A 25851-nucleotide genomic window follows, 5' to 3' on the forward strand; every position below is an offset into this window, starting at 1 on the left:
TTTTTCGAAAATATGCTCTGTAATCATTCTAAGGTAGAAAACACTAGTATTATTCATGGTTTTTATCTTTCTGTAGAAAAATATTTACATGTTTAATTTGTAAGAGTAAAAAATAAACATTATTAAATCCGTTATTTGTGACTCCGCTCATATAAAGATCCCGGAAATTTTCGTTTATTTGTCTTAAAACGGCCTATGAAACCCAAGCAGATAGAAGGTGTTCCAGAACAAAAATCCGGTGGATTTCACGATACCGAAAGTAAAAAGCAATTTGAGCATCATCTTATTTCTCAGAAATTTGAGATTCTGAAAAAACGGTTTTTTTCTGTCAATGAATGGGGAAATTATGGCGGAGAAGCTTTTGCTGCTTTTAAGCTTTATGATGATAAAGGCAATGCGGTAGAGCGGGAACCTCAAAAAGGAGATTTTGTGAGAATCAATATTCCCGGTCCGGGAGAAACAGAAGCAGAAGGATATGACTGGGTAGAAATTACAGATCTCTGTTTTTGTCAGGATACCATTTCCGAAAATATCATGATGACCTGCAGGCCTTCCCGTGATCCTGAGCATGGCCAAAACAAGCATATTGCTCATTTTTACAGCTCCGAAGCCAGTTCTACTTTTATGATCTGCAGAAGTTCAACCCATTTGAAAGCCGCAGTATATGGCAGAAATGAATCTCCCAATTTTGATGCCCAGTTCATTGATGTTGTCAGAAATATGATGGTAGCCGCAGGAGGAATTGTGGGAATAGCCAAAATTCAGTGGAAAGAGCTGACCGATGGCTTTCTGGATTTAAACTGAAAAAAACTCTTTTTGACCTAAATCAAAGTTTTGAAAAAAAATCAGACTTCGATTGTATTCAGTTTTTTCGGCATGTTGTTTCTATTCAAGAGACCATAATTCATGAAAGAGTCTGGTAGTTTCCGATTATAAAAACAGACTTACTGCACAATACAGCAGAAGTACTCCCATCACGGTATTGACTATTTTGTAATGTTGATTTAAAAACTGATTAAGCCTCTGTCCAGCCACTGCCCATATCCAGGTTGCGGAGTTTCCGATAAAAGAAAGAAGAAAAGCAAAAATCAGAATGATCCACAGCTCACTGAATTGAGGAAAGATAAAACTGCTGAATGCTGTTATTCCGTAAATGATAATTTTAACATTGACTAACTGCAATAGAAATCCTTTCCAAAAATCCTGGGTCGTTTCCGATGGCTTTTTCCCATTTTCAAGATCAATTTCTGCCGGTTTTCCGGAGATTGCAGACCATGCGAGATAAACAAGATAAACTGCTCCTACATATTTCAGATAATTCAGAAGGAAACCATAAGAACTCAAAAGCAAACCTGTAAATATGGCTGCCAGTATCATCACAACTGTAAATCCGGAATATATTCCCAATAATAATTTTTTACTGTTTTTATAACCCGATTTCATGGTGCTGTTTAGTGCCAGGATATTATTAGGCCCGGGAAGAAGCGCTGTAAGAACAGTGTAAATAAAAAATGAAAACCACATATCTTTTTTTTGACAAAATTAATGAGCTTAAATACTTCAGTCAATCGGAATTATTTATACTTTTACTTCGAAAAATTTAAAGTATGGACATTCACCAGCTCAGAAGTTTTAAAACGATAGTGGAAAAAGGTAATTTTCAGGACGCTGCAAAAGAGCTCAATTATTCTTTATCTGCCATCAGTTATCAGATTCAACAGCTTGAAAATGAGGTTAAATTTCCTTTATTTGAAAAAATAGGAAGAAGGATGATGCCTACAGCCCAATCTCTGAAGCTGATCCCGCATATCAAAAAAATAGAAGAGGAAATAGAACAGATCAGACAACTGAATTCAAAAGACAGAAAGGTAGAAGGAGATCTTACTATTTCAGCCTCTGACAGTTTACTGACTTATATCCTGCAGCCTGTTCTAAAAGAATTTATTGAAACAGCGCCTGGCGTAAAATTAAAGCTAAAGGTTAGAAACTGCTATGAAGTACAGAAAGAAATCATCCGGAATAATGTTGATCTGGGAATTCATTATCAGGTAAATGGATATGATGATCAGATTAAAGTAACCGAACTGTCCTCATTTACTGTAGGAGTGATGGCATCTCCGGTATTTTCAGAACAGGAAAAGAATTTCGACAGAAAAGATCAGACAAAATCATGCTCGATTATTAATAATGACCCCAATGGTGTTTATCAGCAGTATTTTGACGAGTATCTTAAAAAAAAGAATATCAGAACCGGACAAAGTATTGAACTCTGGAGCATCGAAGCGATCAAAAAAAGTATAATGAATAACCTGGGAATAGCCTGCCTGCCGCATTTTGTAGTTGCAGAAGAACTTAAAAAAGGGGAGATAACGGAGCTCAACATCAAAGGATTTCAGCGTACCATTACCATGATTAGTGCTCATCATTGTAATAAATGGATCAGTCCTGCTATGGAGCTCTTTTTGAAAATTCTTAACAGGCAAATGGCTTATGAACCCGTTCAATGCTCTTTAAATTAAAAAAAATTAATACTGAAGAACTTTTCAGGGAAAAATTTAAGCCCTATATTTGCAGTAATGATAAAATGGTTCTCCATACTATGCTCGATGATGTATGTGCTGGCTACCACCAATGCGGGGGAAGTACTTAAGGTGCCTATGTTTGTGGAACATTTTATAGAATATCATGGGACTTTATCAGAATTTGTCATGGAACACTATGACAATCACCAAAAAGATGCCGACTGGGATTCTGATCAGAAGTTACCTTTTATTAATCCACCTATTGTCCTTACAGTACATGCGCAGCTTCCTGAACTTACGTTCGAAATAAAGAAACCTAAAGAAGTTGCTGTTCCTCAGAAAAACAGTATTTATAAGGAAAAAGATTTCTCAAACCTTTATCTTTCCACAATTTTTCAGCCTCCACGGCTTTCTTAATCTGATTCTTAATTGAAAATTAATGCTTTACGTTTTTACTTAAAGCAGTGAATCCTTGTTACATATCAACTGATTCGTTGTGTATTGTAAACACTGTTTATGCTCCGGCCACAAAAGCTTTGCTCGAAGATATGAAGACTTTTTCAAGTTTGTATTTTGTGAATTTGAAATGCCTTTTGAGTACACTTTTACTATTCCGGCTTTTACGATCAAAAAAAGTTCAAACAGTTTTTATAAAACATTTCGGGTTATCAATTAATAGTTTTTTCATGTTAAATAAAATTATTGAGTTTTCTGTAAAGAATAAACTCATCATTGCCCTGTTTACAGGAGGTCTCATCCTTCTTGGTATATATGAGACCACCCAACTCCCTATTGATGCTCAGCCTGACATTACCAATAACCAGGTTCAGATCATTACGACAGCTCCTTCTTACGGGGCTGCAGACATAGAACGTCTGGTAACGTTTCCTATTGAACAGTCCACGAGCAATATCAGCGGAATTACGGAGCTCCGAAGTCTTTCACGGTTCGGGCTTTCTTTGGTGACTGTAGTTTTTGATGATAAAACAGATGTATACTGGGCCCGCCAGCAGGTTCAGGAACGTCTGCAGCTCGTTCAGGATAATATTCCCGAAGGTATTGGAAAACCGGAGCTTGGGCCTATCTCTACCGGATTGGGAGAAATCTTCCAGTATGTCGTAAGAGCGAAAAAGGGATACGAAAATGTGTATGACGAGACAGAGCTCAGAACCATTCAGGACTGGGTGGTAAGACGTCAGCTGCTGGGAACTAAAGGAGTGGCGGATGTCAGTAGTTTCGGAGGAAAGCTGAAACAGTATGAGATCGCTATCAATCCCAACAAACTTCAGGCATTCAACATCAATATCAACGATGTTTTTGCTGCTTTGGAAAAGAATAATCAGAATACGGGAGGCGCTTATATTGAGAAAAAAGAAACCGTTCTTTTTATCCGAAGTGAAGGGCTTTTGGGAAGTAGTGAGGATATTGGAGGTATTCAGGTGGCTGAAACGAAGGAGGGTATTCCTGTTCATATCAAAGACGTAGCTTCTGTAAAGATTGGGTTTGCTACACGATATGGGGCAATGACCTATAACGATACAGGCGAAGTTTCAGGAGCTATTGTTCTGATGCTTAAAGGCGAAAACGCCAATGAAGTGATTGGAAACATCAAGCAGAGACTTGAAAAGATACAGGAATCCTTACCGGAGGGCGTTGTGATTGAACCTTTCCTTGACCGTGCCAAAATGGTAAACAATACGATAAGTACGGTAAAGACCAACCTTATGGAAGGGGCTTTGATCGTCGTTTTTATTCTGGTATTATTCCTCGGAAATTTCAGAGCAGGTTTATTAGTGGCTTCCGTGATTCCTTTGGCAATGCTTTTTGCCATTATCATGATGAATATCTTTAGAGTAGGAGGGAATCTGATGAGCCTCGGAGCTTTAGATTTCGGTCTTATTGTGGATGGTGCTGTTATTATTGTAGAAGCCGTTCTGCACCAGTTAGCCCATAAAAAGCATTTTGGAAAAGACAATATGCTCAGTAAAAAAGAAATGGATGAACAGGTTTCCGGTTCTGCAACGAAAATGGTCAACAGTGCTGTTTTTGGACAGATTATTATCCTGATCGTATATCTTCCGATTTTTACCCTTCAGGGGATTGAGGGTAAAATGTTTAAACCGATGGCACAGACCGTGGCATTTGCACTGATAGGAGCCTTTATTCTTTCCCTTACATATATTCCAATGATGAGTTCTCTGGTGCTGAGCAGAAAGAAAAAGGAAAAAGAAAATATTTCAGACAGAGTGATGGGGAAAGTAGAAATAGGCCATCAGAAGCTCCTGATGAAGGCACTTAAATTCCGAAAAACCATTATCATCAGTGTACTGGTTCTTTTTGCAGGAGCCATTTATACTTTATCTAAAATGGGAGGTGAATTTATTCCTTCTCTTGAGGAGGGTGATTTCGCAGTTGAAATGAGAGTACTTCAGGGAAGTAATATTAACGAAACGAAAAAAATAACCACACAGGCTTCAGGTATTCTTTTAAAGCAGTTTCCGGAAATACAAAAGATAGTTGTGAAGATCGGTAGTGCAGAAATCCCTACAGAACCTATGCCTATGGATGCAGGAGATATGATTATTGTTTTAAAACCTAAAAAAGAATGGACTTCCGCAAAATCCTTCCCGGAGCTTTCTGATAAAATGAGTAAAGCTTTAACGGTTATTCCCGGACTAACAACCAGTTTTCAGTTCCCTGTACAGATGCGTTTCAATGAGCTGATGACCGGAGCAAGACAGGATGTGGTTTGTAAAATCTATGGTGAAGATCTGGACAGCCTTACAGTATATGCCAAAAAGCTGGGAAGCATCATCAACACGGTGAAAGGGGCCCAGGATCTTTATATAGAACCGGTGGTAGGAGCGCCCCAGGTGGTGATTGATTATAACCGTTCAGAATTATCACGTCATAATATCTCTGTAGCAGAGATCAACAGGGTCATTAATATGGCTTTTGCAGGGCAGACTGCAGGTGCTTTGTATGAGGGTGAGAAAAAGTTTGATATCGTTGTCAGAATGGATAATGAATACAAGAAGGACCTTACAAGCATTCAGAATCTATTAGTGCCCACTGCTTCAGGAGAGCAGATTCCATTATCTCAGCTGGCTAAAGTAGAGCTTAAAAACAGTCCGAATCAGATTCAGAGAGAAGATACCAAAAGAAGAATTATTGTCGGTTTTAATGCGAGAGGAAAAGATGTACAGACCATTGTAGAAGAGCTTCAGCACAAAGTGGGTAAAAACCTTAAATTCTCTCCCGGATATACCATTTCTTATGGGGGTACATTTGAAAATTTAAATCAGGCAAAATCAAGATTGGGAGTTGCCGTTCCTATTTCTCTGGTTATGATTTTCTTACTGTTATTCTTTGCTTTTGGTTCAGTGAAGCATAGTTTACTGATCTATACCGCTATTCCTTTATCAGCCATTGGCGGGGTGTATTTTCTTGCTTTAAGAGGAATGCCTTTCAGTATCAGTGCAGGGGTAGGATTCATTGCTTTGTTTGGTGTTGCTGTACTTAATGGAATAGTTTTGATATCGGAATTTAACAGATTGAAAAATAATGGATTAAAGAATACGAGCAGAATAGTTTTAATGGGAACAAGAATAAGACTTCGCCCGGTTTTAATGACTGCTTTTGTAGCATCTTTAGGATTTTTGCCGATGGCACTGAGCAACGGTGCGGGTGCTGAAGTACAAAGGCCATTAGCTACCGTAGTTATTGGAGGTCTCATGCTGGCAACCCTTTTAACCCTATTTGTACTGCCTATTCTATACGTCTTGTTTGAACATATTAATAAAGATAAAATGAAATTTTCTAAAAAACTCAACTATAAAAAACTGTCTGTTTTTCTGGTTTTACTTTCTTTTGGAAGCTTTAAGGCTCAGGAAAATATTACCTATGAGCAAGCTTTGGAAAAAGCTTTTCAACAGAACGGAACCCTTAAAAATTCAAAACTAATCTCTGAATATCAGGAAAAACTGAAAGCCAGCTATCTGGATATTCCCCAGCTGGAAGTTACCGGAGGATTCGGGCAGATTCAGGGCGAAGAGACGGATAATTCATTCGGGATCTCCCAAAGATTCAGCTTTCCTACCGTATATTCAAAAAGAAAGCAGATGCTGAATGCAGAGTGGACGGCAAGTGTGATTAGCCAAAACCTGACAAAAACTCAGCTTACCAAAGAAGTTACGGATGTTTTCTATAGGACTTTAGTCCTTTTGGAAAAGAAAAAAATATTGGAATACATCAGCAAGCTTTACAATAATTTTGCTGAAAAAGCTGCTTTAAGGCTAAAAAAAGGAGAAGCCAATATTTTGGAGGAATCTACCGCCGAAATTCAAAAAGAACAGATAAAAGTACAATTAAGCAGCCTTGAAAATGATCTTAATGTAGCAAAACTTCAGCTTCAGCTTCTCTTGCAGTCTGAAAATCCTTACCAGCCTGTAGCAGATAAACCGATAATAGATGTTGCCCTTCAGATTTCTGAGGATAAAGTAAAGCAGCATCCGGAGCTTCAGTATCTTCAGCAGCAGATCAAGGTGGGAGAAGCCGAAGTACAGCTGGAAAAAAGCAGATTGCTTCCAGATCTTCTTGTAGGATATACCAATCAGAGTATGAAAAACATCAACAATAACCGTTTCAATTCGGTTCAGGTGGGTGTTGGAATCCCTTTGTTTACAAAAGGCCAGAGAGCAATGGCAAAAGCTGCACAGGCAAAAATTGCCATCACAGAAAATCAGTACCATCGAAAAGAAATTGAACTCAAAAACAGACTGGGGCAGCAGATCAGTAATTATGTAAATCAACAGAGAATCATTGAGAATTATGAGCAAAAACAGCTTCCAAAGTCCGAAACAATCTTAAAAACAGCTCAAAAACAGATGGAAGTGGGAGAGATTGATTATCTGAACTGGGTAATACTGGTGAATCAGGCTGTAAAAACAAAAGCAGACTATATTGACCAGCTGGAAAGACTTAATCAGATCGGAGCGGAACTTAATTTCTTAATTTCAAAATAACAGCGTAATGCATTTCAAAAAAATATCAGTATACAGCCTTGCCTTAGCATTTGTTTTATCTTCTTGTTCAGGAAAAAAAGAAGAAGAAAAAACGGTCTATGAAAACAAAAAGTTTAGTAAAAGCACTGAAAATACAGTACATCTTACAGAAAAACAGCTTCAATCTGTAGGGTTAACCACCACCTCCATTCAAGACAGGAATATGGAAAAACTGGTACGTCTGAACGGTAAAGCAGAGATTGCCCCGTCACATATCAGCTCTATTTCAAGTATTATGGGAGGGCACATCAAGTCCGTTAATGTGATCAATGGTAGCCATTTCACCAAAGGGCAGATATTGGCCGTGGTGGAAGACCCGCAGTTCATACAGCTTCAGCAGGATTATCTGGTTACAAAAGCTCAGCTTGAAGCCGCACGACTGAATTTTAACCGTCAGAAAGACCTTAATACAAGCAAAGCCAGCAGCGACAAGACGATGGAGATGGCTCAGGCAGACTACGCGACTCTGAATGCCACCCTGAAAGGACTTGAAGAAAAACTTCGGATCATAGGAATAAGTGCTAAAGGCTTAACCACCGGAAATATCAGAAGCCGGATTAATATTTATGCTCCGTTCACAGGTTTTGTAAGCAAAATTTCAGTGAATAACGGACAATATATCAATCCGGCAGATACTTTATTTGAACTCATCAATCCTTCGGGATTACTGTTGGAACTGAAGGTTTTTGAAAATGATGTGAATGATGTGAAAGTAGGCCAGGAAATTTTAGTTTACAATAACCAGAAGCCGGACGTGAAGTCAAACGCTAAAATTGTAAGTGTAGTTCCAAGTATTGAAAACGGAGGTTCTGCCACAGCCGTAGCCAAACTTTCTTCTGTAAATTCTGATTTTGTAAAAGGAATGTATGTGAATGCAGAAGTGAATATCAGCAGCCGTTATACACAGGGACTTCCCAATGAAGCGGTGGTGGCTTATGAAAACAAAAATTATGTTTTTGAAGATCTTGGAAAGTCAAATTATAAAATGATCCCTGTGGTTGCCGGAATTTCTGATGATCAGTTCACGGAGATTGTAAAAGCAGATTTTCTAAAGGATAAGAAAATTGTACAGAAAGGAGCTTACAGTCTGCTGATGATGCTTAAAAATAAAGCTGAATAACAGAACTGTGAGATTGATATAAAATCTATTCTATCTAAGGGAGCAAAAGAGAACTATTTTAGAAACTGATCTTTTTTGCTTCCTTTTTTTATATTCCGTTTCGAACTATATACTTTAAATACACTAAATAGAAGAAATCTGAATTCTAAGCAAATAGAAATGGTTCGATTAAAAAAACAGTGTGTTTCTTATTTTTTATATGAAAAAAAATCTTTTTCTGTTTCAAAAACCTTTCATTTAAAAAAATGCTTTCGAAAAGAATGATATTTGACAGGTTTTTGAATATTAAAAGTATTATTTAATGCATAGCTCATGGTAAAATAATATATTTAGGAAGTGAATAGTTTTAAGAGGATTTTTAGATGTATTACGAAAAGAACTTTTATCGAAAATATATGACAAAAAAACCTTTGCACAATTTCCATATTCCGGTAATGGGTCTGGCTTACACAATAGACAGCCCGATCCGTGTAGCACAATATGGAATATCTTCCGTAATTTCTATTATTGATGACGAAATTTTGGAAAAAATGAAAAACTTTTATAACAGGAAGTTCAACCTGGATTATTTAGGAATTTCAACAAAAACGGAAGATTACAGAGCGAAAAGAATTACTGCCTATCTTGATATGGTAGATGATATCGTGAATGAAAAATTTGAATCTTTCAAACAGGAAATCAGCAAAAATAAAGAGTCTTTAAAAGACTTTATGGCAATGTTGCCCAATACTTCAGATTTGAAGAACAGCCTTCAGAGTTTTATAAACCAAAAGGATAACTGGAGCTCAAATATTAAAAATTTTATTGAGTCCAATTTAAAACCGGGAAGTATTGACGTAAACATCATGACGAAAGTTGATAAAGATAATTATCAGAAAAATGAACAGCTTCCGGTGATGTACAATGATGCTCATGCTTCACTTCGTGGATTTGCAATGAGTAAATTATCTTCTTCTATGGTTCTTTCTGCAGGGATGAATCCCCGCCTGTATAGTTATATGGAAGAATTTGAAGACTTCTTTCCGGATGACCAAGGAATCATAAAAAAGAAAATCATCCTTAAGGTGAGTGATTTCCGCTCTGCAATGATTCAGGGGAATTTTCTGGCGAAAAAAGGGCTGTGGGTTTCCGAATACAGGATAGAGTCCGGACTGAACTGTGGTGGGCATGCATTTGCTACCGACGGGATGCTTCTGGGCCCGATCATGGAGGAATTTAAGCAGAAAAAAAATGATCTGATACAGTCAGCCCATGCTTTAATGAGTACTGCTTTGGAGCAAAAAGGAAAACCTGCTGTTTCTGAGCCTTTAGAAATGAAAATTACGGTTCAGGGAGGAGTAGGAACTTCCGAAGAGCATGATTTTTTACTTGCCAATTATGATGTAGACAGCGTTGGATGGGGATCTCCATTTCTATTAGTACCTGAAGCCACTTCAGTAGATAAAGAAACCAGAAACCTTCTATTACAGTCTAAACAGGAAGACCTTTATCTGAGTAATATTTCGCCTTTAGGAGTGCCCTTCAATACCGTAAAGGGGACCTCCAATGAAATACTGAAATATAAAAAAGAGTCCAATGGCAAATATGGAAGCTCATGCCCTAAGAAATTACTGGCATTGAGTAAAGAATTTTCACAGGAAGGAACTTGTACAGCTTCAAAGAAATACCAGGATATTAAACTCCGTGAGCTTGATGCTGAGCGAGAGAGCTTAACGATACGAGAGTTTGAAAAAAAGAAAGCTGAAATTACCGATAAAGCCTGCCTTTGTGTAGGGTTGGTGAACGCTGCCTATATGGAACAAAACCTTGAAATAAAAGGCGAAAAACAAGGTGTAGTAATATGTCCGGGACCGAATATTGCGTTTTTTGATAAAGAAGTTTCCCTTTCGGAAATGGTAAAGCATATCTATGGAAACACCAATATTCTTTCTGACAATAACCGCCCGAATATGTTCATCAATGAACTGAAAATGTATATCGACTATTTGAAAAAGGAAATTACAGATTCTACCGTTCAGATTACAGCTTCCCAATCCAAAAAGTGGAATACCTTTAAGAAAAATGTATTGGAGGGAATTGATTATTATAACAATCTGTTTACAACATCATCATTCTTTAGTAACAGGTTACAAACCATAAACCTGCAATTGCAGGAATATAAACTAATGCTGACAGCCATTGAGGTTCCTCAGGTTGTAAAGCAATAGTATTTTTTTAATTGATAGAGTATAAAACAGTCTTCTTCTGAAGGCTGTTTTTTTATTTTTAAACTTCATCTTTATCAAAAAAAGTGAGTAATGACAAGTGTTTTCATTTATATTAACTATAAAAGGAATGGCTATTTTGAATCTTACATCTGCCTTTATATTCCTTACCTTAGAGGTTACTAAGTAAAATTATTTTATGGAAAAAAGAAAGATCAAAAATACGGATCTGGCAGTAGCCCCTATCAATTTTGGAGGGAATGTTTTCGGATGGACTCTGGACGAAAAACAGTCTTTTGATATATTGGACCGCTTTACAGGTGCCGGATTCAATTTTGTAGATACAGCAGATACGTATTCATGGTGGGTCAATGGAAAAGGCGGTCAATCTGAAGAAATCATCGGGAAATGGATGAAGAGCCGTGCAAACCGTAAGGATATTGTACTGGCCACCAAGGTGGGCTCTGAAACAAAAGAGCATGGTTTTGATATCAGTAAAAAACATATCTTACAATCGGTGGATGAATCGCTGCAAAGACTTCAGACTGATCATATTGATATTTACTATACTCACTTTGATGATCATACCACTCCGGTAGAAGAAACTCTTTCTGCATATGATGAGATCATTAAAGCAGGAAAAGTACGTTATATTGCAGCTTCTAATCTTTCCCCGGAACGTCTGAAAGCCTCATTTGAAGCTTCCGAGAAATACAATCTGCCTAAATATGCAGCACTACAGCCTCATTACAACCTTATGGAAAGAGAAGGCTTTGAAAAAAATTATGCTCCGCTGGTTGAGCAGTTTGATCTTAGCGTATTTCCATATTGGTCATTAGCCGCAGGATTTTTAACAGGAAAATACCGTAATGAAGCAGATCTTGCTAAAAGTGCGAGAGGAGAAGGAGTAAGAAAGTACTTGAATGCTAAAGGTATTGAAGTATTAAAAGCTTTGGATCAGGTAGGAGAGAAGCATCAGTCTCCTCAAAGTACGGTTGCTCTTGCCTGGTTATTGGCCAATCCTTTGATTACGGCACCTATTGTAAGTGCTACCAGCGCTTCACAGCTCGACACCTTATTCAGTGCCCCTAAACTGGTTTTAGATCAGGAAGATATTGATTTGCTGAATAAAGCAAGTCATTAGTCTTCACCTTTCATTATAGATTAAAATGAAATCCGTTCAATACTGAACGGATTTTTTATTGATAATGGTTTAAATTTTTATTAATCAGAATACTCTTTCAGCAGTTGCCTGTAGCTCATCAGAATAGAAGATTTTGAAATAAATCCGATGAAATCATTGTTATCACTTACCACCGGAAGATTCCATACTCCTGTATCATCAAAGATCTGAAGGATTTCCAGTGGCTTGTTCTCACGGTGAAGTATCGCGGGAGGAGCTTTCATCACCTGAATTATTTTTTCCAGCGGATCAATATCTTTATTGAACAGATAAGGTCTTACATCATCCAGAGTAAGAACTCCTTTCAGTTTCCGGTTATCATCCACTACAGCAAAGATATTTTTATTTCCATTTTTCACCAGTTCAAACAACTCTGAAATGGGGTCATTTTCATTGATGGTCTGCGAATATTTATCTATAAAATCATCTGTTCTTAAGGCAAAAAGAAGGTTTTTATCGTGCTTGCTGGTAAATATTTTCCCTTCATCAGCCAATGATTTCAGTTCCGGAGAAATAGGAGAGAACCATTTGGCGATAAGGTAAGATATCACAGAGGCAATCATTAAAGGAATGAAAAGATCATAGCCATAACTGGATTCCGCAATCAGAAAAATAGCGGTAAGAGGTGCATACAGTACACCACTCATTGCACCTGCCATTCCTACCAGAACCAGATTGGTCACCGGAACATCTGTAAATCCCAAATGCTGACAAATTAATGCAAATAAATACCCTAAAGTACCTCCTGCAAAAAGTGAAGGTGCAAAATTACCTCCGTTTCCACCACTGAATATAGTAAAAGAAGTCGCAAAAGCCTTTAAAAGCAACACTAAAATCAAAAATATAATAATGGTCCAGTCCCCGATTTCAAAATATCTGAAAAAGCTGTTCTCAATAATTGAATAGGTATTTCCGTTAGTAAAAGCTTTTACCGTTTCATATCCCTCTCCGAATAAGGGAGGAAAAAGAACACATAATAAGGAAAGAACAGCACCTCCAAACATTGCTTTACGCATTCTTGAAAGCTGGAGACCTTTTATAAAGTGTTCTACTTTTTGGGAAATGATAACAAAATAACGGGCATACAAACCGGTAACAAGCCCCAAAATAAGATAATAAGGTACATTTTTATAATTGAAAGGATCTCTTGTATAAAATCTGAAAAGAACATCTTCCTGAAGAAGTATTCTTGATAAAAGACTTCCACAGACTGCTGCTACTACCAGTGGAATAAAATCAGTAAATACAACTCCGGTCAGCAGGATCTCAAATGCAAACATAATCCCTGCAATAGGTGCATTGAAGGCAGAAGCAATCCCTGCCGTTGCTCCCGCAGCCAGAAGCAGTGTACGCTCTTTATAGCTGAGCCTGTAGGTCTGTGCATAGTTTGAACCAATAGCAGCTCCTGTAACGGCGATAGGGCTTTCTAACCCTGCTGATCCTCCCAAACCGACTGTAATGGCGCTCTGAATCACCTGCGAATACATTTTAACAGAAGCTACAATGCTGGAATTCTGTGCGATTTCATAAAGAATAGCACCAATACCTTTTCTGTCCTGTCCTTTAAACAAGGTTAAAACAATTAGCGTTGTAAGCACAATCCCTAAAAAAGGAAAAACGATATAAAATAAAATCTGATATTCAAAATGAACTTTATTCGTAATGAAGTAATGAATGTTGTGTACCAGAGTTTTCAAAATAACTCCGGCAAGGCCAGCCGTACAGCCTACAAGGATTCCGGAAAGTACAAGAAACTGGTTTCTGCTCAGTCTGTTGTTCAGCCAATGCAGAATAAGCTCGTAACTGCGCGCTTTTTCCAATCCATATTTCTGGAAGTCTCTTTTAAATTTAAGGAAACTTAGGTACTTTTTTTTGTTGTGAATTTTCACCTGGAAGAATTTTAATACTGTGATCAGTTTGATCCAGTTCCGTAAATTTATGAAATATCTTATAAAATACCTAAAAAGGACTTTTTTAAACCAATACAACATCTGGTATTAAAAAACATTTAACCCCTTACAATCAGAAGATAATAGTAATTTTTCAGATTATACTATTTTTTTTGTTTTGCCTGAAAACAGGACGCCTAATGCTATTGCTGCTATAATTCCGGCACCTGCCCGAATTACTGTTTTTGAAGATAAGGAGAATACTGTTTTTCCATGAACTTCCATATTACCCTGTGACGGTTGCAGCACATTCCCTATCGTATTTTCATCTTTACGCGATTTTCTGATTGCCAGGCGCATTCCCGCAGATGAGAGGTGGCGGATAGCCCCGGGAAACATTTCATATAAGTTTTTAAACACTATCGCTGACCAGTCAGGATAGTTTGCCGCCACGGGATTTTTTGCTGTTTTTACAATGGAAGCGGCGAGTTTACGTGGGTCAAATGAAGGATAGGGAGTACCGATTGACATTCCGGAATAATTGGCAGCATGTTCTATTCCTGATGACTTCTGGAATCCAGGGTAGAGGGCACAGATATGAATGTCGGGGAAATCTGAAACTTCTCCCTGAAGAGTTTCTACCATTCCCCTAATGCCAAATTTTGAAGCTGTATATGCTGCACTGTAAGGAGCAGGAACCCATCCTGCAATTGAAACATTATTAATTAAAACACCTCTTTTCTGCTTTTTAAACACCGGCAATACAGCATGCGCAGAATACATATATCCCAGAAGGTTTGTTTTAATAACCTGCTCAGTTACTTCCTGGGGGATTTCCTCAAACCTGCCCAAAGCCATAACTCCTGCATTGTTTACCCAATAATCAATCTTTCCACTGAATTCTATCGCTTCATCCACAAGATGCTGTACATCTTTAGCTACAGAAGTATCCGTAGGTACAGCAAGCACATTGGCTCCAAGTTTCCGGCATATTTCTGCAGTTTCATTAAGTGCTTTTTCTCCCCTTGCAGCAAGGATAAGGTCTGCTCCCTGTTCAGCAAAAGCTTCTGCTGTGGCTTTACCGATTCCGCTTGAGGCTCCGGTAATGACAACTGTTTCTCCAAAAAAAAGAGGTTTTCTTTGATTTTTCATACTATTGGAATTTGAGTGTGTTTAGAATTATTATTTTCATTCTGATGATTATCTGTTCCCATTATTTTTTTTAGGAAACAATATCAGTCTGATGGAAGGGTTATTTGTAATAAATAAACGGAACCAGTCTAAAGCGAGCTGTATTTTACTCCGGAATCCAACCAAAGGAATAATATGGATGAAAAGCCATGTAAGCCAAGCTGCGAATCCTTTGAAGGAATGTTTCGGAAGGTCTACCACAGCATTATATTTGGAAATAATAGCCATACTTCCTTTATCATGATAATAGAATGGTTCCAGTACCTTACCTTCTTCTATCCGCCTGAAATTGGCAGCCAGATTTTTACCCTGCTGAATGGCAACCTGTGCAAGCTGAGGGTGCCCTTTCGGATATTTTTCTTCAGAAAGCATTATGCAAATATCTCCCAGAGCATAAACATTGGAGGTTCCTTCCACTTTATTGTAAGCATTTACTGCAATCCGTCTTCCTTTTCCTATGCTTTCTTCGGGTAATCCTTTAATTTCTCTACCTATGACTCCGGAAGTCCAGATCAGAGTTTCTGTCTCAAGAGATCTTCCGTCACTTAATATAACTTTGGAATCAATATAGTCTTTCACCGAGATGTTCAGGATAATCTTAACACCCAATTCTTTCAATTTTTCATAAGCACTTTCTTGTGCCAGACTGCTCATAGGAGAAAGCAGAGTGGGAAGGGCATCTATGAGATAAATATTGGAAAGTGCCAGTTTTATTTCGGGATATTCTTTCTGGGCGATATAATGTCCCATCTCTGCCAGCATACCTGCCAATTCTACGCCCGTAGGTCCGCCGCCAGCAATTACGATATTCTGAAGTTTTTCAGCTTCTTTAATGTTTTTGTTTCTGGCAGCTTCTTCCAGAGTCAGCAGGATATGATTCCGCAGATACAGTGCTTCTTCAATATTTTTCATGGGAAGTGCACACTTCTGTACATTTTCCATTCCAAAAAAATTAGATTCTGTTCCTATCGCCAGGACAAGTTCGTCATAGCTCAGGTTTCCGGTATCTGTTTCAATGGTTTTATTATCAGTATTTACCTTAATCAGGCTTCCCATATGGAATTTAACATTTTTATTCTCTGAAAATAATTTTCTGAAGGGATAACTGATATTAGAGGCTTCTATGAATGAGGTTGCAACCTGATAGATCAATGGTGGAAAAAAATGATAATTATTTTTATCTACCAGCGTAATTCTGAATCTGTTGTCGTTCTTAAGAGATTTGATGAGATTAATGCCTGCAAATCCTCCGCCTACGATTACAATGTGCTTTTTCATATTAAGTGGATATTGAAATGGTGTTCCTTATTCAATTCAAGAACAGGACCAAAGAATGCGGGAAACAAACATTTAACATAAAATAAGGAAAAATGAAATCTCAGGATTAAGTCTGCATGATGTTTGCTGGTTACCTATCCAGACATCCAAATAATATTACTATGAGCCGAGCTATTTTAAATGAAAATCACAGACTGGGACTAGGCGGTGTTGCTATAGGAACCGCTTTTGAAAATATTACAGATGAACAGGCGCAGAAAGTACTGCAGGCAGCATGGGATACCGGAATCCGGTATTATGATACGTCTCCCTGGTATGGGCTTACCAAAAGCGAAAGAAGATTTGGCCGTTTTCTGAAAACCCAAGACAGAGATGACTTTATATTCTCAACAAAAGTAGGCCGACTTTTTAATCAGGTTCCGGAATCTGAAGTTCCGCCTACCATGTGGAAAAAACCTCTTCCATATGATTTCAGACATAATTATACTGCTGACGCTGTAAAACAGTCTATAGAAGAAAGTATGAAAAGAACCGGTCTGGATTATATTGATATTGTATACGTGCATGATTTATCTGAGGATCAGGTAGGTGACCGCTACCCTTATTTCCTTGAACAAGCACAAAAAGGAGCTTTTAAAGTTCTTTCTGAGCTAAGAAATCAGGGGATTATTAAAGCCTGGGGAATGGGAGTCAATAAAATTGAACCCATTTTAGATTGTATTGAATCAGCAGATCCTGATATTTGTCTTTCTGCAACTCAATATTCTATATTGGAACATGAAGATGCAGTTGACAGGCTTCTTCCTGCAGTAAAAAAAGCAGGGGTACAACTCGTTTCCGGAGCTGGATATAATTCAGGCTATATTGCCGGGAGAGAACGTTATAATTATAAAGATGTAATCCCGAAAGGGATGAATGAAAAACGAGCCGGAATTTCTGCTATTGCAGATAAATATGGTATTCGCCTTATAGATGCTGCTCTGCATTTTGTTCTCGCTTGTGATGAGTTTTCATCTATTATACCGGGAACTGGCAGCCCAGAGCAGGTAAAGGATAATATACGGGCTCTGAAAACCAATATCCCTTCGGATTTCTGGAAAGAGCTCAAGGAAAAGGGGCTTATTTATGAAAAAGCTCAGGTTCCTACTTTGTAGAATTAAAACTGGGTTTGGGATAAGGCCATATGGATAGGAACCCAAACTCAGTGTAATTATTTTATCTGCGTTCAAAATTTCTTCAAAATTTAATGATAGTTTTATAGCATGAAAATTCTAATTGTAGAAGACGAAACCGAGCTTGCTAAAAGTATTACTGAATATCTGTCAGAGGAAAACTACCTCTGTGAACGGGCCGGTACCTATACTGACGCTATGAATAAGATAGGGATGTTTCATTATGACTGTATTTTATTAGACATTATGCTTCCTGACGGAAATGGACTTAGAATTTTGGAAGAATTAAAAAAACAGCAGAAACAGGATGGCGTGATCATTATTTCCGCTAAAAATGCACTGGATGATAAGGTGGAAGGTCTGAAATTGGGAGCCGATGATTATCTTACCAAACCTTTTCATCTTTCAGAACTGATGGCCAGAGTATATTCTATTATCCGCAGAAAACAGTTTCACAGTTCTAATGTGGTGACCCAAAATGAACTTCAAATTGATCTTTTGGCTAAAACAGTAGCCGTTAATGAAGAAACAATTGCATTGACGAAAAAGGAGTTTGACCTTCTGATCTATTTTATCGGTAATAAGAATAAAGTGATTTCAAAGAGTACATTGGCGGAACACCTTTCGGGGGATTTTGCAGATATGCTTGACAATCATGATTTTGTATATGCGCATGTGAAAAATCTTAAGAAAAAGCTATATGATGCCGGCTCTGGACATTACCTCAAAACAGTGTATGGAACGGGATATAAGTGGGAATCGTAAACCCGATACTTTCTAAAATCTGATCATCAATAATTCTTAATTCATCATTCCTGTGAAGCCTCTATTAAACAAAACCACAAAACCCTTTCTTATCTACGTTCTTATTGTATTAACGATAAGTATTCCTGTATATTATTTTGTGGTAGATACAATCTGGAAAAGTGAACTGGATGAGCATAACCAGATTATTGTAGAGAAAACAGCCTATGAATTCAATCAATTAAAACTTTCTGATGAAAAGCTGGAGAACAGTCTTGATTTATGGAATCATATTCAGCCTGAAACCAATATTGAAAGAATTCCGGCAGATAAAATTAAAGGAGATACCGTTTATACTTCCGAAAAACATCTTCCATTTATTTCTTCTAATAAAAAGGAACGTTACCGATGTCTTCAGAAAGTAATATATATTCACGATAAACCTTACCTTTTTACGATACAGACCAATATTGAGGAATCTCACGAGACAATTGCCGTGATCGCTATGATTACTATATTTTTCTTTGTGATGATTGTAGTTGGGCTTTTATACTTAAACAGAAGACTTTCCGCTTCCATATGGAAACCCTTTCGGGATACTCTGGACCGGTTAAAAACCTTTAAACTCAACAACCAGTCTAAAATTGAACTTCCCGCTTCTGATATCACAGAATTTGATGAGCTCAACCAATCTCTTTACAAACTGATTGAGCATAATGTTTCTGTATATAATACCCAAAAGGAATTTACCGAAAATGCATCTCATGAACTGCAGACTCCTCTTGCTATCATCAAAAATAAGCTGGATCTTTTACTTCAGGATCAGGCTTTGACGGAAAGGCAATACCGCATTGCAGAGGAAATGAACAGAGCCCTGACGAGAAGCTCACGAATCAATAAAAACCTCTTGCTGCTTGCTAAAATAGATAATAATCAGTTTGATAACTCTGAAGTCATTTCTTTTGATCATCTGCTTCATCAGAGTATAGAAATTCTTCAGGAACATTTTGAACAAAAAAACATTTCTGTAAAAGAAGATATTTCTTCTGATGTAAAAATAAGTGGTAACAGCAGTCTTACGGAGATTATGATCAACAATCTTATCATCAATGCTATCCGCCATACTTCTCCCGGGGGGGGGATTTTAATGAAACTGACAGATTCTGCTTTTGAAATTTCCAATTCGGGAACAGAAAGACTTAATGCGGATTTATTATTTAAAAGATTTTCAAAACTCTCCACAGAGAGCGGGGGAAGTGGTCTGGGATTATCTATTATACAGGAAATTGCTAAGTTTCATCACTGGACAATCGAATATAAATTTGAAAATAATCATCATATTTTCACTGTTAATTTATAGTTAACTTTTGATTTAAATTTTGGCTGATATTAATTATTTTATATATACAAAAATACTCAAAAGCATTCGTGAAGAATGCTTTTTTATTCTCATAATAAGATAAATTAATTCAATATCGCACGAAATATTTTCAAATATAAATTACGGTTTTCCACATTAAACAAGGCACTTAACATAATAAAAAATATCTCTTTGATATGAATTAATCATATATATTTGAAACTTAATCTTAAATTTTCACAATTATGAAAAAACTAAAAAAATTAACTCGAGAAGACCTTAAAACATTGAAAGGAGGTCAAGTTTGGATTGCAGAATTTTGCGGTCAAACTGCTACTACAACTCAAGATTGGACACCACAACAAGCAAATCAGTGGCTTGCTGAACTTGAAAAAAATTACTGTAATTAATATTTGTTCATATTAATTATTTGCACTTATGACCTAATACAGTTATAAGTGCATTTTTTTACAATCAAAAATAATTCTATGTATTATTATAAAAAATTATTTCAATTATTAGCCTTATTTTTTAGTGTCTTATTCTTTTCTCAATTACATAAAAAAGATACTGTGTGTGGTGAATTTACCTATTTATTAAAAGCTAAACTGAGTACATTAACTCCTGATTATAAACATGAAGAATTTTTTTCATTACAGATAGGTGATAAACGTGCTTTTTTTGCAAGTACACAATCAATTAAGAGAGATTCTACATTTCAAACAACCCAACATAAGAAATTGGATAATGGTGGGATTCTTTTAAGTACAAAAGGAATGAATATACCAAAAACCCAATTCTATTATACAATTATACAATCAAATGAAAACATACAGTATTTTGAGTCTGTTTCGATGTCATTACTTATGTATAAAGAACCCGTAATAAAAAATTGGAAACTTATAGACGAAACAAAAATAATCAATACAATTACTTCTAAGAAAGCAGAGGTTAATTTTAAAGGTCGAAACTGGATAGCATGGTATTCTCTTGAAATTCCGTTGCCCTATGGTCCATATAAATTTAGTGGCTTGCCAGGACTAATTGTCAAAATAACAGATGATAAAGAAGAATATGATTTTGAATTAGTAAAATCTGTACCTACATATAAATTAAAAGATAAATTAATTACCATTAAAAAGAGCAGATATACAGAAGCCATAGAAACAACACAGCAAAAATTAAAACAAGCAATTAGAAATGCTGATGCAAATGCTGCTGCTGTACTTGCAAGTTACGGAACTACTATTATACAAGGTCAAGAAATTATAAGGCAGCGACAAAAAGAAAAAGAGGAAAATAAAAAATACGAAAACCCATTAGAATTAGAAAAAGATTAGCCATTAGCTAATCTTTTTTTTCGTTTTGTATTCAAACAGTTAGCTTATTCGTTAGCTGAATATATAATACAAATATAAATTTCAATAATATGAAATCTTTAAAAGAATTTCTCAACGAACAATTGGAAAATCCGATCGAAACTCCTTTACAGGAAGAGCAAAGTCCTGAAGCTACTAATACTAACATTCAAGAAGCTGGGAAGTCTTCAGGTAGTTTATCAGATTTAAAGGAAGTAGATGGTACATTTAAGTATATCATTATCTAAAAAATATCAGGAACCAGACAATTCAAAATTTCTTCTAAATCGGATTGCACCTTTGTATTGAAAATATACTGAAGTGTAAAATTAATTTAGAAATGATTTTTAAAATTGCCCTTTTATTCGCAGGAACAATACTTGCATTCTGGATCAGCGCTATTTGTGGAGGCGGTGCAAGTCTGATTTTGATTCCTATCCTAAACCTTCTGCTTCCCACATCATTGGTCCCTTTCTCTTTGACGCTAGGTACTTTTACAAGTTCGGCCTCCCGGATTGCTGTGTTTAAAAAACATATCAACTGGAAAATATTTTTATGGTTTGTTCCGTTTTCTATTCCGGCAGTTCTGCTGGGTGCTTATATGATCAAATATGTAAACCCCAATTATCTGCAGCTTATGGTTGGTTTCTTCCTGATTGCAAATCTTCCTCAACTTTTTGTTTCTAAAAATAAAAAAGAAGAATCAGGAAAGCCTTATCCCAAATCTGCATTAGCAGTTATTGGTTTCTCAGCGGGTTTTATTTCAGGAATAACAGGTGCTGTAGGACTTCTTTTCAACCGCTTTTATTTAAAGTTCGGACTTAAAAAAGAAGAAATAGTGGCAACTCGTGCAGCAAATGAAATTTTCCTTCACCTGATCAAGCTTATCATTTATATCTCGCTGGGCTTATATTCCAATACCGCATTATGGCTGGGAATTGCGATAGCAGTAGCGGCAGTAGTGTCTTCATATACCGTGAAGTATATTCTTCCCCATCTCAGCGAAAACCTGTTCAAAAAGATAGGGTATGGAGCGATGGTAGTTTCCGGCATTACTTTGATGACCTCTACCTCCGGCAAAATAATCCAGCAGGATCAAATTGCTGTTAATACTTCGTCTACAGAAAATAAAAATGTGTACACCATGTCCTGGAGAAATATCCGTGTAGTATTGGAATATAAAGCCAATAAAGGACTGGAACTTGAAAAGAGCATCCAGCCGGAAGAACTTTCCGGAAATCTTAAAACGATGTATCATACACTAAAAGAACATTATGATGATGTACATATAGAAAAAGTATATGCGCTGGGGAAAGAAACGACTCATGAGTTCTACTGTTATAAAAACAATGTGCTTACCAAGTATAAAGCCTGATGAATCAAGCAGAAAGTATAAATACAATCCTCTTAAAAAAAATATACAGTCTCAACTTTATCAAAGATCAAAATGCCTGCGCCTTTGCGCATAATAAAAAAGAAACATCAACTAATATCAACCCAATGACCAGCACTAAACTGTTACTTTTCCCATCTATTGTTATTTCGTCTATGGCCTCAGCACAAACCACTTCTGTGACTGTGTCAGGTAGAATCACCAATAAAGACAAGGCCGCATTGCCTTATGCTGGTATTATTTTAAAAAAGGAAAAAGACAGTACGTTTATTACCGGAACAATTACCAATGAAAACGGAAGATTTTCTATGACAGGGATAAAACCGGATCATTATCTTATTGAAGCGTCTGTTACAGGATACAATACAAAGTTACAGCCCATTTTCGTCGGAAGTCTTTCAGAATTTCTGGAGATTCCCGGCATTGAACTGGGACCGAAGAAGGATACGGAAACAAAAATAGAAGAAGTGACCATTACCGCTTCCAAAAAGTCTGAGATAGGTAATCAGCTTGACAGAAAAATATATTCTGTGGCGGATAATATCAGCCAAAGTGGAGGATCTGTATTACAGAGTATGCAAAATCTGCCTGGTATTACCATTCAGGATGGAAAAGTACAGCTTAGGGGAAATGATAAAGTTACGGTTCTTATTGATGGAAGGCAAACGGCAATGACTGGTTTCGGAAGCCAGACAGGCCTTGACAATATCCCTTCTTCATCAATAGATAAAATTGAAATCATCAATAATCCTTCTTCAAAGTATGACGCTAATGGTAATGCAGGGATCATCAATATTATCATGAAGAAAAATAAAAAGAATGGATGGAACGGGAAAGCAGGTTTCACAGCAGGACTTGGATCTCTTTGGGTAAGAAAAGAGAATCTGCCAACCATCCGTCCCCAGTATACGATGACGCCAAAGATCAATCCTTCACTTTCTCTTAATTACAGAAAAGATAAGGTGAATATTTTCCTGCAGGCTGATAATTTATATACTCAGACGCTTAATAAGAACGAATTTGTAACCCGTACTTATGACGATGGAACTGTTATCAATTCACAATTGAAAAGAAACAGAAATACTAATTTCTTTACCACAAAGGCAGGAATAGACTGGAATATTGATGATCAGAATACATTGACGATTTCAGGGATGTATGGCAGTGAGAAAATCATTGACCGTGGGGACCAGCCGTTTTTCAACGGAGATTTCTCTCAGCGTCTTCGGCTTTGGCAGTTTTTGGAAGATGAGTTAAAAACAACGGTTATGGGAGCAGCTTCTTATCAGCATAAATTTAAGGAAGCCGGACATCTGCTGAATATAGGTTTTAATTATACTTTTCACAGAGAAGACGAAAAATATTTCTATGACAATTATTTACCTGCTACTACAGGAACTGATGCTTTCAAATTATTATCTGATGAACAGGTGTATGACTTTAATATAGATTATATAAAGCCTTTAAAATACGGGAGAATTGAAACAGGAATTAAGCTTCGAAACAGAAGTATCCCAACCAATATGCAGTTTTTCCCCGGAAGCAGCTCTGTATTGGATGCCTCTGCGGGCGGAAAAGCTGATTATAAAGAATTTATACCTGCTGTATATGGAAATTATGTATTTGAAAATGACAAATGGGAAGCAGAACTTGGGCTAAGACTGGAATATGTGAAAATTCAGTATGATGTGAACCCCAACCATCCTACTTATAAAAGTGACGGTTATAACTATACTCAGCCATTTCCTAATTTTAGACTGGGCTATAAGCTGAACGATCGTCATAAGTTCTCCGTCTTTTATAACAGAAGGGTAGACCGTCCTAATGAAGTTGATATCAGGATTTTTCCAAAATATGATGATGCCGGGATTATTAAGGTAGGAAACCCCGCATTAAGGCCTCAGTTTACCAATTCTGTTGAACTGGGGTATAAATACAATTGGGGCATCGGGTATCTGTATTCTGCATTATACCATCGTTTTGCCAATGGAACAATTACCCGAATTTCAAGTATCGTTCCGAACAGTACGCTGATTTATGCTATATTCCAAAATACCGGAAAGAGCTACAATACCGGTATGGAAGCAATATGGAACCAAAAGATATCGGATGTATATTCTTTCAATATCAATGGGAATCTTTACCACAACCAGATCAATGCATTTTCAGTATTGAATCTCTATCCTGAACCCAGTACATTCTCTGCTGATAAGCAGTCTGCCATTTCAGGAAACCTTAAAATGAACAATATTTTTCACTTTTCAAAAGGGCTGGACCTACAGTTTACTGCAGTTTATCTGGCTCCCGATGTCATTCCTCAGGGAAGAATACAATCAAGATTTTCTATAGATGTGGGAGTGAAAAAAGCGATTCAAAAAGGGAAGGGAGAAGTGTTTCTCAACGCTTCAGATCTACTCAATACAATGGTCATTAAGAAAAAAATCCAGGGTGTTGGATTTGCTTATACCAGCAATGATTATTATGAAACGCAGGTAGTAAGATTGGGATACAGTTACAAATTTTAATACAGCATTTAAAAACTTTATAAATATGATTTAGGATGAAAAAGCAATTTCAAAAAAAATGGATGTATTTAGCTGTCTTAATTTCAGCTTTCAGCAATGTGAATGCTCAAAACAATAAAGATACGATTACGGTTCAGGAAATAAAACAAGACAGTATTGTAAGTATTCAGCAGAATAAACTGAATTACAAAAGCCTGATTATTCCCGCCGTATTCATTGGCTACGGGGTTGCCGGATTATCTATGAATAAACTGAGACAACTTAATATATCTACCAAAACCGAAATCAATGAACACCAGCCCGGCCGTACAATATTGGATAATTATACCCAGTATGCCCCTGCTGTAATGGTATATGGCTTCAATGCAGCCGGGATAAAAGGAAAGCATAATCTGAGAGACCGTACAATCATCTATGCCTCTTCACAGCTTATCGCTGCTGCATTCACAATGCCTTTAAAATATCTGATGAAAGAAGAAAGGCCAGACGGATCAAATACGTTGTCTTTTCCTTCAGGACACGCTGCCACAGCATTTTCTTCTGCGCAGTTCATGTTTAGGGAATACAGAGATACCAATTTCTGGTTAAGCCTTTCAGGATATCCGTTCGCTGTTTTTACCGGGGTATACAGGATGGTGAATGATAAGCACTGGCTGGGAGATGTAGTTGCAGGAGCGGGTTTTGGAATTCTTTCTACAGAACTGGCTTATTGGCTGTTTCCCAGAATTGATACTATACTGAGGGGGAAAGATAAAACGAAAAATAAGTTGTCATCTACAATGGTTATGCCTTTTTACCAGAACAAAACGCTGGGAATAGGATTGGTGAAAAACTTTTAAAATACAAACT

At 36.9% G+C, this 25851-nt stretch carries 20 protein-coding genes; 16 read left to right on the forward strand and 4 right to left on the reverse strand.

Going from position 1 to position 25851, the window contains the following annotated elements:
• Nucleotides 1-195: 195 nt before the first annotated feature.
• Nucleotides 196-804, forward strand: coding sequence for a hypothetical protein (locus AC27VX_RS04165; RefSeq protein ID WP_488694015.1), 609 nt, complete (start codon nt 196-198; stop codon nt 802-804).
• A gap of 126 nt (nt 805-930) precedes the next feature.
• Here AC27VX_RS04165 and AC27VX_RS04170 read toward each other — a convergent pair whose 3' ends face one another.
• A complete protein-coding gene (locus AC27VX_RS04170) occupies nt 931-1524 on the reverse strand; it encodes a LysE family transporter (protein ID WP_488694017.1) in 594 nt (197 codons plus the stop codon).
• Between the two features lie 83 nt (nt 1525-1607).
• Between AC27VX_RS04170 and AC27VX_RS04175 the strand changes: the two genes are divergently transcribed.
• The 6 genes from AC27VX_RS04175 to AC27VX_RS04200 all read left to right on the forward strand — a co-directional run bounded on the left by AC27VX_RS04175 (nt 1608) and on the right by AC27VX_RS04200 (nt 12053).
• A complete protein-coding gene (locus tag AC27VX_RS04175) occupies nt 1608-2519 on the forward strand; it encodes a LysR family transcriptional regulator (RefSeq protein WP_236859335.1) in 912 nt (303 codons plus the stop codon).
• 57 nt (nt 2520-2576) lie between these two features.
• Nucleotides 2577-2939 carry a hypothetical protein gene (locus AC27VX_RS04180; protein WP_236859336.1) on the forward strand — a complete coding sequence of 121 codons (363 nt, stop codon included), beginning with the start codon at nt 2577-2579 and terminating at the stop codon, nt 2937-2939.
• Nucleotides 2940-3208: 269 nt separating this feature from the next.
• On the forward strand, nt 3209-7546 hold the full coding sequence (locus AC27VX_RS04185; RefSeq protein WP_488694019.1) for a CusA/CzcA family heavy metal efflux RND transporter: 4338 nt from the start codon (nt 3209-3211) through the stop codon (nt 7544-7546).
• A gap of 7 nt (nt 7547-7553) precedes the next feature.
• Nucleotides 7554-8705 carry an efflux RND transporter periplasmic adaptor subunit gene (locus tag AC27VX_RS04190; RefSeq protein WP_236859338.1) on the forward strand — a complete coding sequence of 384 codons (1152 nt, stop codon included), beginning with the start codon at nt 7554-7556 and terminating at the stop codon, nt 8703-8705.
• Nucleotides 8706-9100: 395 nt separating this feature from the next.
• The gene (locus AC27VX_RS04195; protein WP_488694021.1) at nt 9101-10912 is read left to right on the forward strand and encodes a hypothetical protein; all 1812 of its coding nucleotides are present in this window, start codon (nt 9101-9103) and stop codon (nt 10910-10912) included.
• 196 nt (nt 10913-11108) lie between these two features.
• Nucleotides 11109-12053 carry an aldo/keto reductase gene (locus tag AC27VX_RS04200; RefSeq protein ID WP_488694023.1) on the forward strand — a complete coding sequence of 315 codons (945 nt, stop codon included), beginning with the start codon at nt 11109-11111 and terminating at the stop codon, nt 12051-12053.
• A gap of 80 nt (nt 12054-12133) precedes the next feature.
• Here AC27VX_RS04200 and AC27VX_RS04205 read toward each other — a convergent pair whose 3' ends face one another.
• The 3 genes from AC27VX_RS04205 to AC27VX_RS04215 all read right to left on the reverse strand — a co-directional run bounded on the left by AC27VX_RS04205 (nt 12134) and on the right by AC27VX_RS04215 (nt 16450).
• Nucleotides 12134-13981 (reverse strand): chloride channel protein, encoded by a 1848-nt coding sequence (locus AC27VX_RS04205; protein ID WP_300691085.1) that lies wholly within the window; start codon nt 13979-13981, stop codon nt 12134-12136.
• Between the two features lie 159 nt (nt 13982-14140).
• The gene (locus AC27VX_RS04210) at nt 14141-15133 is read right to left on the reverse strand and encodes an SDR family oxidoreductase (protein ID WP_488694025.1); all 993 of its coding nucleotides are present in this window, start codon (nt 15131-15133) and stop codon (nt 14141-14143) included.
• A 48-nt stretch (nt 15134-15181) separates the two neighbouring features.
• Nucleotides 15182-16450, reverse strand: coding sequence for an NAD(P)/FAD-dependent oxidoreductase (locus AC27VX_RS04215; RefSeq protein WP_236859343.1), 1269 nt, complete (start codon nt 16448-16450; stop codon nt 15182-15184).
• 161 nt (nt 16451-16611) lie between these two features.
• Here AC27VX_RS04215 and AC27VX_RS04220 point away from each other — a divergent pair, with 161 nt between their 5' ends.
• The 9 genes from AC27VX_RS04220 to AC27VX_RS04260 all read left to right on the forward strand — a co-directional run bounded on the left by AC27VX_RS04220 (nt 16612) and on the right by AC27VX_RS04260 (nt 25841).
• A complete protein-coding gene (locus AC27VX_RS04220; protein WP_488694027.1) occupies nt 16612-17604 on the forward strand; it encodes an aldo/keto reductase in 993 nt (330 codons plus the stop codon).
• Nucleotides 17605-17712: 108 nt separating this feature from the next.
• Complete coding sequence (locus AC27VX_RS04225; RefSeq protein WP_488694029.1) at nt 17713-18387, forward strand: response regulator transcription factor; 675 nt, start codon at nt 17713-17715, stop codon at nt 18385-18387.
• A gap of 52 nt (nt 18388-18439) precedes the next feature.
• Complete coding sequence (locus AC27VX_RS04230) at nt 18440-19726, forward strand: sensor histidine kinase (RefSeq protein ID WP_488694031.1); 1287 nt, start codon at nt 18440-18442, stop codon at nt 19724-19726.
• Nucleotides 19727-19971: 245 nt separating this feature from the next.
• A complete protein-coding gene (locus AC27VX_RS04235) occupies nt 19972-20136 on the forward strand; it encodes a bacteriocin-like protein (RefSeq protein WP_236859348.1) in 165 nt (54 codons plus the stop codon).
• 78 nt (nt 20137-20214) lie between these two features.
• Nucleotides 20215-21066: a GLPGLI family protein gene (locus AC27VX_RS04240; RefSeq protein ID WP_488694033.1), complete on the forward strand. Its 852-nt coding sequence runs from the start codon at nt 20215-20217 to the stop codon at nt 21064-21066.
• Nucleotides 21067-21155: 89 nt separating this feature from the next.
• Nucleotides 21156-21332 (forward strand): hypothetical protein, encoded by a 177-nt coding sequence (locus tag AC27VX_RS04245; protein WP_236859350.1) that lies wholly within the window; start codon nt 21156-21158, stop codon nt 21330-21332.
• A gap of 92 nt (nt 21333-21424) precedes the next feature.
• Nucleotides 21425-22459 carry a sulfite exporter TauE/SafE family protein gene (locus tag AC27VX_RS04250; protein WP_488694035.1) on the forward strand — a complete coding sequence of 345 codons (1035 nt, stop codon included), beginning with the start codon at nt 21425-21427 and terminating at the stop codon, nt 22457-22459.
• Nucleotides 22459-25002: a TonB-dependent receptor domain-containing protein gene (locus AC27VX_RS04255; protein WP_488694037.1), complete on the forward strand. Its 2544-nt coding sequence runs from the start codon at nt 22459-22461 to the stop codon at nt 25000-25002. Before AC27VX_RS04250 ends, AC27VX_RS04255 begins: the two co-directional genes overlap by 1 nt.
• A 35-nt stretch (nt 25003-25037) precedes the next feature.
• On the forward strand, nt 25038-25841 hold the full coding sequence (locus AC27VX_RS04260) for a phosphatase PAP2 family protein (RefSeq protein WP_488694039.1): 804 nt from the start codon (nt 25038-25040) through the stop codon (nt 25839-25841).
• The last annotated feature ends 10 nt before the right edge of the window (nt 25842-25851 follow it).

The organism is Chryseobacterium sp. 14P4.3.2, assembly GCF_057799275.1.

Coding starts and splice junctions, on each gene's coding strand:
- AC27VX_RS04170 (WP_488694017.1), bottom strand. CDS start 1,524: ATGTGGTTTTCATTTTTTATTTACACTGTTCTTACAGCGCTTCTTCCC.
- AC27VX_RS04175 (WP_236859335.1), top strand. CDS start 1,608: ATGGACATTCACCAGCTCAGAAGTTTTAAAACGATAGTGGAAAAAGGT.
- AC27VX_RS04215 (WP_236859343.1), bottom strand. CDS start 16,450: ATGAAAAAGCACATTGTAATCGTAGGCGGAGGATTTGCAGGCATTAAT.
- AC27VX_RS04225 (WP_488694029.1), top strand. CDS start 17,713: ATGAAAATTCTAATTGTAGAAGACGAAACCGAGCTTGCTAAAAGTATT.
- AC27VX_RS04195 (WP_488694021.1), top strand. CDS start 9,101: ATGACAAAAAAACCTTTGCACAATTTCCATATTCCGGTAATGGGTCTG.
- AC27VX_RS04250 (WP_488694035.1), top strand. CDS start 21,425: ATGATTTTTAAAATTGCCCTTTTATTCGCAGGAACAATACTTGCATTC.
- AC27VX_RS04245 (WP_236859350.1), top strand. CDS start 21,156: ATGAAATCTTTAAAAGAATTTCTCAACGAACAATTGGAAAATCCGATC.
- AC27VX_RS04240 (WP_488694033.1), top strand. CDS start 20,215: ATGTATTATTATAAAAAATTATTTCAATTATTAGCCTTATTTTTTAGT.
- AC27VX_RS04200 (WP_488694023.1), top strand. CDS start 11,109: ATGGAAAAAAGAAAGATCAAAAATACGGATCTGGCAGTAGCCCCTATC.
- AC27VX_RS04210 (WP_488694025.1), bottom strand. CDS start 15,133: ATGAAAAATCAAAGAAAACCTCTTTTTTTTGGAGAAACAGTTGTCATT.
- AC27VX_RS04165 (WP_488694015.1), top strand. CDS start 196: ATGAAACCCAAGCAGATAGAAGGTGTTCCAGAACAAAAATCCGGTGGA.
- AC27VX_RS04220 (WP_488694027.1), top strand. CDS start 16,612: ATGAGCCGAGCTATTTTAAATGAAAATCACAGACTGGGACTAGGCGGT.
- AC27VX_RS04185 (WP_488694019.1), top strand. CDS start 3,209: ATGTTAAATAAAATTATTGAGTTTTCTGTAAAGAATAAACTCATCATT.
- AC27VX_RS04180 (WP_236859336.1), top strand. CDS start 2,577: ATGATAAAATGGTTCTCCATACTATGCTCGATGATGTATGTGCTGGCT.
- AC27VX_RS04190 (WP_236859338.1), top strand. CDS start 7,554: ATGCATTTCAAAAAAATATCAGTATACAGCCTTGCCTTAGCATTTGTT.
- AC27VX_RS04235 (WP_236859348.1), top strand. CDS start 19,972: ATGAAAAAACTAAAAAAATTAACTCGAGAAGACCTTAAAACATTGAAA.
- AC27VX_RS04260 (WP_488694039.1), top strand. CDS start 25,038: ATGAAAAAGCAATTTCAAAAAAAATGGATGTATTTAGCTGTCTTAATT.
- AC27VX_RS04255 (WP_488694037.1), top strand. CDS start 22,459: ATGAATCAAGCAGAAAGTATAAATACAATCCTCTTAAAAAAAATATAC.